General features: G+C 72.8%; 8 protein-coding genes and 1 tRNA gene. 3 read left to right on the top strand and 6 right to left on the bottom strand.

Features of this window, described 5'->3' with window-relative positions:
* Positions 1–108: 108 nt before the first annotated feature.
* The 3 genes from KV557_RS16700 to KV557_RS16690 are packed head-to-tail and all read right to left on the bottom strand — an operon-like array spanning position 109 to position 3,315.
* Positions 109–1,794 (bottom strand): PP2C family protein-serine/threonine phosphatase, encoded by a 1,686-nt coding sequence (locus KV557_RS16700; protein WP_218200967.1) that lies wholly within the window; start codon positions 1,792–1,794, stop codon positions 109–111.
* A 53-nt stretch (positions 1,795–1,847) separates the two neighbouring features.
* Positions 1,848–2,408, bottom strand: a complete 561-nt coding sequence (locus tag KV557_RS16695; protein WP_218200964.1) for an FHA domain-containing protein FhaB/FipA — start codon at positions 2,406–2,408, stop codon at positions 1,848–1,850.
* Positions 2,409–2,454: 46 nt separating this feature from the next.
* A complete protein-coding gene (locus KV557_RS16690) occupies positions 2,455–3,315 on the bottom strand; it encodes an FhaA domain-containing protein (RefSeq protein ID WP_218200962.1) in 861 nt (286 codons plus the stop codon).
* Positions 3,316–3,728: 413 nt separating this feature from the next.
* Here KV557_RS16690 and KV557_RS16685 point away from each other — a divergent pair.
* Positions 3,729–3,812 (top strand) — tRNA-Leu (locus tag KV557_RS16685).
* A 106-nt stretch (positions 3,813–3,918) separates the two neighbouring features.
* Here KV557_RS16685 and KV557_RS16680 read toward each other — a convergent pair.
* Positions 3,919–5,064 (bottom strand): sensor histidine kinase, encoded by a 1,146-nt coding sequence (locus tag KV557_RS16680; protein WP_218200959.1) that lies wholly within the window; start codon positions 5,062–5,064, stop codon positions 3,919–3,921.
* Positions 5,061–5,711, bottom strand: a complete 651-nt coding sequence (locus KV557_RS16675; RefSeq protein ID WP_308129941.1) for a response regulator transcription factor — start codon at positions 5,709–5,711, stop codon at positions 5,061–5,063. Before KV557_RS16675 ends, KV557_RS16680 begins: the two co-directional genes overlap by 4 nt.
* A 340-nt stretch (positions 5,712–6,051) precedes the next feature.
* Here KV557_RS16675 and KV557_RS16670 point away from each other — a divergent pair, with 340 nt between their 5' ends.
* A complete protein-coding gene (locus tag KV557_RS16670) occupies positions 6,052–7,881 on the top strand; it encodes a phosphatidylglycerol lysyltransferase domain-containing protein (protein ID WP_374106635.1) in 1,830 nt (609 codons plus the stop codon).
* Positions 7,882–8,107: 226 nt separating this feature from the next.
* The gene (locus KV557_RS16665; protein ID WP_218200954.1) at positions 8,108–8,878 is read left to right on the top strand and encodes a hypothetical protein; all 771 of its coding nucleotides are present in this window, start codon (positions 8,108–8,110) and stop codon (positions 8,876–8,878) included.
* 54 nt (positions 8,879–8,932) lie between these two features.
* Here KV557_RS16665 and KV557_RS16660 read toward each other — a convergent pair.
* On the bottom strand, positions 8,933–10,832 hold a 1,900-nt coding region (locus KV557_RS16660; protein ID WP_218200952.1), incomplete at its 5' end, for an ATP-binding SpoIIE family protein phosphatase.

The following is a 10,832-nucleotide window of genomic DNA, read 5'->3' as shown; positions in this document are numbered from 1 at the left end:
CGGACGGGCCGGCCCGCGCCGCTGCTCAGGTCGTAGGTGCTCACGCGGTGGCCGCTCCCTGACGGCCGGCGGGCCCGGGACGGGCGGGTCTATGTCGGATCACGGGCGTCACGGCTTCGGGCAGGAGTCGGCGCGCTGCCGCTCCTCTTCGCTCAGGCCCGGCAGCTCGCCAGGCGACCCGGCGGTCGGGGCGGTGGCGGCGGGCGGTGGCGTGCTCGGGGCGGCCTGCGTCGGGGCTGCCTGCGTCGGGGTGGCCGAGGGGGTGGGCGTGGTGGTGGGCGCGGCAGCCGCGGGGCCCTTGCCCTTCTCGGTCGGGGTGGGCGCGGTGGCGGCCAGCAGCACGACGGGCGCGGCCTGCGCCGCCTGCGTGGCCGCGGTCTGGGTCGCCTGGGTGCCCGGGGTCTGGTTGGCGTTGCCGCCGGTCCTGGCGTCGGCGACCTTCCTGCAGAGCTTGACCCAGCCGTCGAGCTCCTGGACGGTCGTGTTGGCGTCGTTCAGGCTGTTGACCGAGATGGTCTTGCTGACGTGGGCCCGCTGGTCGGTCGGCAGGTACTTGAGCTCGATGTCCTTGTACGAGGTGTGCACCGAGGAGAGGCTCAGGCCGGCCAGGTTCTGGTTGATGCCCTGGTAGACCGCGACGTGCTCGCCGTCCGCGCCGACGTAGTACTGGTCCTGGGTCCACTGGTAGCCGAAGTACCCGGCGCCGCCGAGCAGGCCGAGGGTGACCAGGACGGCCAGCGAGATCTTGAGCCCCTTGCGCTTGGGCTTCGGCTGCTCCTCGTCGTCGAAGTCCTCGGTGCCGTACACCGAGGGCTCGGCGCCGTTGTAGCCGCCGTACTCCTCGCCGTAGCCCTCGGCGGGGCCGAAGCCGCCCTGGGCGTTGCCGTAGCCGCCGTTGTAGCCCTCGGCCGGGCCGAAGGCGCCCTGCGGGGCGCGGCCGAGGCCGGCCGCGCGGCCGGCCGGGGTGTCGGCGATCGAGCGGTCGGTGGCGGTCGAGGACGGCGGGGTGTCGGCGACCGCGCCGACCACCACCGGGACGTCGTTGAACTGGCCGCTCATGGTGTCCGTGGCGCCGACGTCGATGACGTCCGCCACGATGCAGGTGATGTTGTCCGGACCGCCGCCGCGCAGCGCGAGCTGGATCAGCTCCTGCACGGTCTGCTCGGGCGAGTAGTAGCTGCCGAGGGTGTCCTGGAGGGTCTGGTGGCTGACCGGGCCGGAGAGGCCGTCGGAGCAGATCAGGTAGCGGTCGCCGGCCCGGACCTCGCGGATCGACAGGTCGGGCTCGACCTGGCCGCGGCCGTCCAGGGCCCGCATCAGCAGCGAGCGCTGCGGGTGGGTCTCGGCCTCCTCGGGCGTGATCCGGCCCTCGTCGACCAGGCGCTGCACCCAGGTGTGGTCCTGGGTGATCTGCACCAGCGAACCGTCGCGCAGCAGGTAGGCGCGGGAGTCGCCGACGTGCACCATGCCCATCCGCTGGCCGGTCCAGAGCATGGCGGTGAGCGTGCAGCCCATGCCCTCCAGCTGCGGGTCCTCCTCGACCATCTGCCGGAGCCGGTCGTTGGCGCCCTGGACGGCGTCTCCGAGCAGGGTCAGCAGGTCGGCGCCCGGCACGTCCTCGTCCAGTCGGACGATCGAGCCGAGCACCTCGGAGGACGCGACCTCGCCGGCCGCGGCGCCGCCCATGCCGTCGGCCACGGCCAGCAGCCGCGGCCCGGCGTAGCCGGAGTCCTCGTTCCCCTCCCGGATCAGTCCCTTGTGGGAGCCGGCGGCGAAGCGCAGCACCAGGGTCATGCGACCTGTGCCCCCCTCTGGGTCATGGACGGGATGCTGTCCCTCATGCGCTACTACTTCCGCAGTTCGATGACGGTCCTGCCGATACGGATCGGCATGCCCGGCTGGAGCGGGGTCGGCGCGGTCAGGCGCTGCCGGTCCAGATAGGTGCCGTTGGTGGAGCCTAGATCCTCGACCGTCCACTGCCCAGTCTGATCCGGATAGATCCTGGCATGCCGGGACGACGCGTAGTCGTCGTCCAGCACGATGGTGGAGTCGTGCGCCCGGCCCAGCGTGATGGTCTGGCCCTGCAGCGCGACGGTGGTGCCGGCCAGCGAGCCCTGGACCACGACGAGCTGGGTCGGGGCGCCGCGGCGTCGGCCGCCGCCGCCCTGGGTCTGGGTCTGGGCCGCCGCGTTGCCGCCCGGCCCCGGCCCCGGCGCGGGGCGTCCGGCGGTGGGGGCGGTGCCCGCCCCGGCTCCGGCCGCGGTCGGCGCACCGCCGCGACGCGAGGAGCGCGGGTTGACCTTGGTGCCGAAGAGGTCGCTGCGGATCACCTGGATCGCGACGATGACGAACAGCCACAGCACGGCCAGGAAGCCCAGCCGCATCACTGTCAGGGTCAGTTCGGACATGGCCGGCCCGCATGTGGGTGAGCGAAGCGAGCGAACAAATCGGACACTACCCTTCGACCTGTCGGTAGACGATGGTGGTGGAGCCCACGACGATTCGCGAGCCGTCGCGGAGCGTAGCGCGCTGGGTGTGCTGTCCGTCCACCACGATGCCGTTGGTGGAGCCCAGGTCGAGGACCATCGAAGGGGTGCCGGGGCGGATCTCGGCGTGCTTGCGGGAGACGCCGGGGTCGTCGATCCGGACGTCCGCCTCGGTCGAGCGGCCGAGCACGCAGGCGCTGCCGGAGATCTGGTGCCGGGCGCCGTTCACCTCGATCCAGCGGCGGACCGAGGCGCCGTGGCCGGCGCCGGGGAACGCGCGGACGTTGCCGCCGGCGGGCGCGGGCGGGCCCGGGGGCATGGCGGGGGGCGCGGCCGGTGGGGGCGGGGGCGCGTTGAACTGGCCGGCGCCCGGCTGCTGCCACGGCGCGCCGGGGGCCGGAGCGGCCGGCGGGCGGTCGTAGCCGGGCTGCGGCGGGGCGTACTGCTGGGGCTCCTCGGCCGCCAGGGTGCGGCTGCGCACCCGGTACAGGCCGGTGTCCAGGTCGTCGGCCTTCTCCAGGTTCACCTGGAGCGGTCCCATGAAGCTGTACCGCTGGGCCTCGGCGTACTCGCGGACCATGCCGGCGAGCTCGTTGCCGAGCTGCCCGGAGTAGGGGCTCAGGCGCTCGTGGTCGTGCGGGCTCAGCTCGACGATGAAGTCGTTCGGCACGACGGTGCGGTCGCGGTTCCAGATGCTCGCGTTGTTGTCGCACTCGCGCTGCAGCGCTCCGGCGATCTCCACGGGCTGGACCTCGGACTTGAACACCTTCGCGAAGGTGCCGTTGACGAGACCCTCAAGTCGCTGCTCGAACTTCTTCAGCACTCCCATGGGGCACCCCCTTCCAGGGTTCGTTCGCCTGCCTGCCGACCGGATCCGCGGGAGCCGGTCACGCCTACTTGCGGTACTTCCGTACTGATCGTATCCACGCCGGGCCCATCCGTACGGTTCCCGGACCGCGTGGTGCCCGGGGGTGGGCTCGGACACACAGGGTGACGCATGTCGGGTACGGCACGCCAGGTGTGCCCGTCCGAAGGGCCTTCCACGCTTCGCTCGCGCGTTCGGAACACATCCGTTCGGACGCGCTCCGCTTGCCGGGATACGGATTCGGAGCAGCCCTCCGGGTCGTGCTAATGTTTTCCACGTCGGAAGGGCCGCCCGCAAGGGAGGCCGGTCGAAGAACCGCAAGGGCCGCAAGGCTTCGGGCGGGGCGGAGATCCGGTCGGCACGGAAGACGCACCCATGCGCGGGTGGCGGAATAGGCAGACGCGCTGGATTCAGGTTCCAGTGCCCGAAAGGGCGTGGGGGTTCAACTCCCCCCTCGCGCACAGCGAAGCCCCGCAGATCTTCGGATCTGCGGGGCTTTCTTGTTGCCCTCGTGCTATCCCCTTGTTCTGTCCCCGGGTTTGTTCTGTCCCCGGGGCGTTCCCGTGCTCAGCAGCGGGAGGCGGGGAGCTCGGCGCGGACCTCGAAGCCACCGTCCTGGGTCGGGCCGGCGATCAGGGTGCCGCCGAGCAGCTGGGCGCGCTCGCGCAGGCCGACCAGGCCGTGGCCGCCGCCCGGCAGGGTCTCGGCCGGACGGACCGGCGGGGGCTCGTTGCGCACCTCGACCCGCAGCCGGCGCCCCTTGGCCCGCACCCTCACGTGCACCGCCGCGTCCGGCGCGTACTTGGTGATGTTGGTGAGCGCCTCCTGGACGGTCCGGTAGGCGGCCCGCTCGACCGCCTCCGGCCACGGGCGGTCGCCCGGGGACAGCTCGGCGTCGGCGGCCAGGCCGCTCTCCTCGATCAGCCGGGGCAGGTCGGCCAGCCGGGGCTGCGGGGCGAGCGGGGTGTTCTGGTGCGGTCCCGAGGTGCGCAGCACCCCGACCATCTGGCGCAGCTCGTCGAGGGTGCGGACGGACAGTTCGCGGATGGTGCGGGCGGCGGATACCGCGGCCGGGTCGGGGGTGCTCACCTGGAGTGCGCCGGCCTGGATGCTGATCAGGCTGACCTGGTGCGAGACCACGTCGTGCATCTCGCGGGCGAGCCGGCCGCGCTCGCTGGTCAGCACCCGTTCGGCGAGCAGCCGGCTCTCCCGCTCCTGGCCCCGAGTCAGCTCGTCGACGCGGGCCGCCAGCTCCCGCCGGGTGCGGGCGAGCAGGCCGGTGGCGGCCGGGCCCGCGGCCAGCATGACCGACTGGATGGCGTAGAGCGCGGTGTCCCGGCTCAGCCAGACGGTCTGGTCGGAGATCGGCCAGTGGAAGAACTCGACCAGGGTGAAGAGCGTCCCCAGGGGGACGACCACGCGGGGGCTGGGGCGTTCGGCGGCGACCGTGTAGACGGCCGTGATCGGGGCCAGCCAGATGTCGTTCACGTAGCTGCCGGGCATGGTGAGCAGCAGCACCGTCACCGGGAAGCGGCGGCGCCAGAGCAGTGCCACCGCTGCCAGCACCGAGAGCGCCGTCTGCCACCACGGGGTGTCCCGGGCGACCAGGGCGGCGTCCAGCAGGGAGTACAGGACGGGCAGCAGCAGCATCAGCCAGGGCGCGGTGCACCAGGCCGGCAGCCGTCTGGACGGCAGCTGGTCGGCGGCGGTCATGCCCCGTCGCCGGGTTTCGGCCGGACGAGTCCGGCCCGGTGGGCGAGGACGGCGGCCTGGACGCGGTTGGCGGCGCCGAGCTTGCCGAGGATCGCGCTGATGTGGTCCTTGACGGTGCCGGTGCCGAGGAAGAGCCGGTCGGCGATCTCGGCGTTGGACAGGCCCTCGCCGAGCAGCGCCAGCACGTCCAGCTCCCGGCCGGTGAGGGTGCGGGCGAGCGCGGCGGCGTCGGCGTCCGGGCCGCCGCCGTCCACGTAGCCACCGATCACGGTGCGGGTGACGGTCGGGGAGAGGATGTTGCCGCCGGCCGCGAGCACCCGGACGGCGTGCACCAACTGCTCGGGAGCGGTGTCCTTGAGCAGGAAACCGGAGGCGCCGGCCCGCAGCGCGGTGCCGATGTACTCGTCGGTGTCGAAGGTGGTGAGCATCGCGACGGCCGGCGGGTCGGGCAGGGCGCGGACGCGGCGCAGCACCGAGATGCCGTCGAGATCCGGCATCCGGATGTCGAGCAGCACGACGTGCGGGCGGAGCCGCTGGACATGCTCCTCGGCCTGGCCGCCGGAGCAGTCGCCGACCACCTCCAGGTCGGGGGCGGAACCGACGATGAGGCCGAGGCCGGAGCGGACCAGGATCTCGTCGTCCACGATCAGCACACGCGTGGTGGTGATGGTGCCTCCTCGGGTCTGGCGGCCGGGTTGTGGCGGTCCGCGCGGTCGATGTCGAGGGTAGGGGTAGCGGGGGTGGGCCGCCGAACGCATGGCGGGTCTGCACCCCCGCCGTTCGGCGGGGTGTGAATCCGCTACCCGGTTCACGCGATTCTCATGTCGAGTGGGGAACCATGGAATTGGCTGCCTTTTTGTCGGCCTGCTCCCCAGGTGGGCTACGGCAACACCGAGGGCCGCCGGTCAGTCCGTCGGGCCCGTGCGGGCGCCCGGCGCCGGGCCGTGTGCGGATGCGCCCCACCATCTGATCGTTTGGAATTGAGCTGTGTCGTCCACTGTGAAGTCGGAGCCGTCCGCCACGTCCGCCGGGCCCCGGCCCGTCGGGCTGCTCGACCGCTGGCGCCCGAGGGCCGCCGCGGCCTCCGTCTGGTACCTGCGACTGCTGGCGCTGCTGAACGTGGCCACCGTCCTGCTGGTGCCGTGGGGCAACCAGGTCGCCGAGCACAACGAGGGTGAGTACTTCACCCCGTACCTGATGACCTCGGGCCTGGCCGCCGCGGTGCTGTCGGTGTTCCTGGCCGTCGCCATGCGGCGGCGCAAGCGGGCCGCGTGGATCTTCAACGCGGCGCTGGCCGGCCTGTTCGCGGCGCTGTACCTGCTGGTCATGGTGCTGCCCGGCGAGCGCTTCGACCGGCACCCGCTGAACTACATCTCCACCGTGCTGACCTGCGCGTTCGTGCTGGCGCTGCTGATCGGGCGGAAGGAGTTCACGTCCAAGGGCGACCGTTCCAACCCGAAGACCGCCGCCGCCACCTTCGTCGGCGGGCTGCTGTTCGGCGGCGCCGTCGGCGCGCTGCTGGTGTGGCTGACCAACGGGCTGAGCGGCGCGGGCTCCTGGGACCTGTTCCGCTACTCGGTCGGCCGGATGATCACCATCACCCCGTCCGAGCACCTGCGCTCGGTGATCTCCGCGCCGACCTGGGTGAACGCGGTGATCAACGCGATGGGCGCGGTGCTGTTCCTGCTCGTCCTGTACGTGGCCTTCCGCAGCCCGCGCGGCAAGGAACTGCTGAACCCGGAGGACGAGGGGAAGCTGCGGGCGCTGCTGGACAAGCAGGGCGAGCGGGACTCGCTCGGCTACTTCGCGCTGCGCCGGGACAAGGCCGTGATCTTCTCCCCCAGCGGCAAGGCGGCGGTCACCTACCGGGTGGTCGGCGGGGTCTCGCTCGCCTCGGGCGACCCGATCGGCGACCCGGAGGCCTGGCCGGGCGCGATCGACGCCTGGCTGGCGGAGGCCCGCGAGCACGCCTGGGCGCCGGCCGTCATGGGCGCCTCCGAGGAGGCCGGTGTGATCTACGCCCGGCACGGGCTGGACGCGCTGGAGCTGGGCGACGAGGCGATCGTCGAGCTGGACGAGTTCTCGCTGGAGGGCCGCGCGATGCGGGTGGTCCGACAGGCCTACAACCGGGTCAAGCGGGCCGGGTACACGGTGCGGATCCGGCGGCACGAGGACATTCCCGAGGCCGAGATGGCCGAGCTGGTGGCCAAGGCCGACCAGTGGCGTGACGGCGCGACCGAGCGCGGCTTCTCGATGGCGCTCGGCCGGCTCGGCGACCCGGCGGACGGCCGCTGCGTGATGCTGGAGTGCCACGACGGGGACGGTGAGCTCCAGGCGCTGCTGAGCTTCGTCCCGTGGGGCCCGGACGGGCTCTCGCTGGACCTGATGCGCCGGGCCCGGGACACCGAGAACGGCCTGATGGAGTTCATGGTGATCGAGCTGCTGCAGAAGGCCGACCAGGTCGCGCTGAAGCGGGTGTCGCTGAACTTCGCGATGTTCCGCTCGGTCTTCGAGCGCGGTTCGCGCCTCGGCGCCGGCCCGGTGCTGCGGCTGTGGCGTTCCGTCCTCGGATTCTTCTCGCGCTGGTGGCAGATCGAGTCGCTGTACCGCGCGAATGCCAAGTACCGGCCGATCTGGGAGCCGCGGTACCTGCTGTTCGAGAAGAGCAGCGAGATTCCGCGGATCGGTATCGCGAGCGCGCGGGCCGAGGGCTTCATCGTCGCGCCGAGCCTGCCCGCCCTGTTCCGGCGCCGGCACGCGGGTGTCGCCGTGGTGGCGCCCCGGATGCCGGTGGCGGCGCGGGAGGGGAAGGGGTAGCCCTCCGCCGGGGGGCGGAGGGGGGCCGGTCGGCCGGATGGGGGGATCCCTATGGGGGATTCCCTCCCCCCAGAGGATGACCCCGATCCCCATCCATGCCGATGTGGATTTGTTAAGGGGCTTCTAATGTTGAGGTGGCTGAGGAAAAACGTTCGCAGCTTCGGGGTTTCGGGAGAGGACGGCTGTGATTCACAGGACCCACGCGGGGGGCGTGCGAAAGGGGCCGATGGCGACAGCCAGAGCGGCCGCTGTCGCCGAGTGGGGGACGTTGTTCGGGGCGGTCCGGGACCGGGTGGTGCGCAAGAAGTTCGCCGCCGTTCCGCTGGCCACCACGGCGACGTTTCTGATCCTGCTGTTCAGCATCGTGCAGCACCTGCCGGGCGGGGAGCGCTTCGTCAACCACATCGGGGTGGTGCGGGCCGCGCTGCCGCTGGACGTCTCGCTGCTGCGGACCCCGCTGTCGCTGTACGTGCCGGCGCTCGACCTGCCGGTCTGGGGCGCGCTGGCCCAGGTGTTCGTGGTCTTCGGCATCGCCGAGATCGTGCTCGGCCGGCGGATGACCCTGGTGGTGGCCTACGCGTGCACCGTGGCGGGCACGCTGTTCGCCCGGGTCGGCGTGGCGATCGGCCCGGACCACCTGTTCGGCTTCCCGAAGTGGGTCGCCTACGTGCGGGACACCGGGCCGTCGGCCGCGGTGGTGGCGCTGGCGATCTGCATCGCGTTCCGCTGCCGGGCCTGGCTCACCGCCGGGCTGGTCGTGGTCACGATGGGTGGCGAGGCGGTCTTGCTGCCGAACCTGGCCGGTCTGGAGCACGTCGTCGCGGTGATCACCGCGCTGCTGATCGCCGTCTCGGTCGAGGTGTTCGGGGACTTCTGGCCACGGGTGCTGGCCGGGGTCGGGGCGGCCACCGCGGTGGCCGCGGTGGCCGCGGTGGCCTCGCGGGAGGTCGCGGTGGAGGCCCGCCGGCGGACGTCCGCGGGCGCCGTCATCCCCTGAGAGACGAGGTTTCCGGCCTGTCGGCCGGGTGTGGACTGCTTCCGCACCCGGCCGTCAGGCTGTGGGGGGCTCGGGGGGCAGTGGCAGTTCGAACCAGACGACCTTGCCGACTGCCTTGCGGGCGGTGCCCCAGCGTTCGGCGAGTTTGGTGACCAGGGTGAGGCCGCGGCCGGTCTCGCCCAGTTGCTCGGCCGGCTCCAGCGAGGGCAGGTTGTGGTTGTCGTCGCTGACCTCGACCAGCAGCTTGTCCACCCGGATCAGCTGGAGCTGTACCCGGTCCCTGGCCACCCGGACGGCGTTCGTCACCAGTTCGCTGACCAGCAGCTCGGTGGTGTCGCTGAGCGCCTCCAGGTGCCAGCCGGCCAGTTGCTCGCGGACCAGGGCGCGGGCCCGGCGGACCTCGCGGTGGTCCACGGTGAGGTCCCAGGTGGCCACCTCGGACGGGGCGACCCCGTCGAAGCGGGCCACCAGCAGGGCGACGTCGTCCTTGCGGTCGTCCGAGTGCAGCCGCTTCAGCACCACGTCGCAGGCCTGCTCGGGGCTCTGCTGCGGGTCGATCAGGTTGCCGCAGAGCGCGGCCAGGCCCTCTCCTATGTCGCCGCCCCGGACCTCGACCAGGCCGTCGGTGCAGAGCACCAGCATCGAGCCGTCCGAGACGTCGATGGTCTTGGCGACGAACGGCACCCCGCCGACCCCGATGGGGGCGCCGGCCGGGATCTCCAGCAGCTCGCCGCTGCCGTCCGGGTGCACCAGCACCGGCGGGACGTGGCCGGCGCTGGCCAGCTCGCAGGTCCGGTTGATCGGGTCGTAGACCGCGTACAGGCAGGTGGCGAGGTGGTCGTCGCCGAGCTTGTGGGCCAGGTTGTCCAGGTGCCGCAGCAGCTGGCCGGGCGGCAGGTCGAGCGCGGCGAGGGTCTGCATCGCGGTGCGGAAGCGGCCCATCGCGGCGGCCGAGTGCAGGCCGTGGCCCATCACGTCGCCGACCACCAGGGCGACCCGGCTGCCGGGCAGCTGGATCGCGTCGAACCAGTCGCCGCCGACCTCGGCCTTCGGATCGCCGGGCAGGTAGCGGTGGGCGATCTGCACGCCGGGGATCTGCGGCGGGCGGGTCGGGATCATCGAGCGCTGCAGGGTGGTGGCGACCCGGGCCTCGGCGCGGTGCAGCCGGGCGTTGTCCAGCGAGAGTGCGGCGCGGACGGCCAGCTCCTTGAGGGTCGCGGCGTCGCTCTCGTCGAAAGGGGTGCGGTCGGGCAGGCGGAGCAGCTTGAGGATGCCCAGCACGGTGCCCCGGGCGGAGAGCGGGACGACCAGCATCGAGCGGCCGGAGACCACCGGGGCCAGCCGGGCGCCGCCGAGCGCGATCGCGTAGTCGACCGCGACGTCCTCGCTGACCACCGGCACCAGGACCGGCTGGTTCAGCTGGAGGGCCATGCCGGGCGGGGTGCGGCGGGGCATGCTGACCAGCGAGCCCTCGGCGAGCACGTGGTCCCAGGCGCCGCCGGTCTCGTTGTAGACCAGGGCGACCCGGCGGAGCATGGTGTCGTCGTCCGGCCGGGCGGCCGGCAGCTCCGAGTCGGAGATCAGCCCGTCCACCAGGTCCACGCAGGCGAAGTCGGCGACCCGGGGGACCAGCACCTGGCAGAGCTCGTGCGCGGTGAAGCCGAGGTCCAGGGTGGTGCCGACCTTGCCGCCGACCTCGTTCAGCAGGGCCAGCTGCTCGCCGGCCTGCCCGTTGGTCAGGAACGGGCCGAGCCGGCCGGCCGTGGGCGGGCCGTCGGTGCTCGCCGGGGCCCGGACGGCGGGTGGGGCCTGGTCGCCGCGGCGGGCCTGGTGGCCGTTGGCGGCCTGCTCGACGGCGGACGACTCGACGGCGGCCTGCTCGATGGCGGCGCCTCCTCCGGTGGCGGACGGGACGGACCGAGCGGCGGCCGGCCGGGCAGCGGGCCGCTCGGCG

It is taken from the genome of Kitasatospora aureofaciens, from assembly GCF_019192735.1.
Lineage (GTDB): Bacteria > Actinomycetota > Actinomycetes > Streptomycetales > Streptomycetaceae > Kitasatospora > Kitasatospora aureofaciens_A.
The sequence above is the reverse complement of the archived record's forward strand: the minus strand, read 5'-3'. Positions and strand labels throughout refer to the sequence as shown.

Bases quoted from the DNA above. Each gene is read 5' to 3' on its own strand.
- KV557_RS16695 (WP_218200964.1), bottom strand. From the start codon at position 2,408: ATGTCCGAACTGACCCTGACAGTGATGCGGCTGGGCTTCCTGGCCGTG.
- KV557_RS16680 (WP_218200959.1), bottom strand. From the start codon at position 5,064: ATGACCGCCGCCGACCAGCTGCCGTCCAGACGGCTGCCGGCCTGGTGC.
- KV557_RS16700 (WP_218200967.1), bottom strand. From the start codon at position 1,794: ATGACCCTGGTGCTGCGCTTCGCCGCCGGCTCCCACAAGGGACTGATC.
- KV557_RS16690 (WP_218200962.1), bottom strand. From the start codon at position 3,315: ATGGGAGTGCTGAAGAAGTTCGAGCAGCGACTTGAGGGTCTCGTCAAC.
- KV557_RS16665 (WP_218200954.1), top strand. From the start codon at position 8,108: ATGGCGACAGCCAGAGCGGCCGCTGTCGCCGAGTGGGGGACGTTGTTC.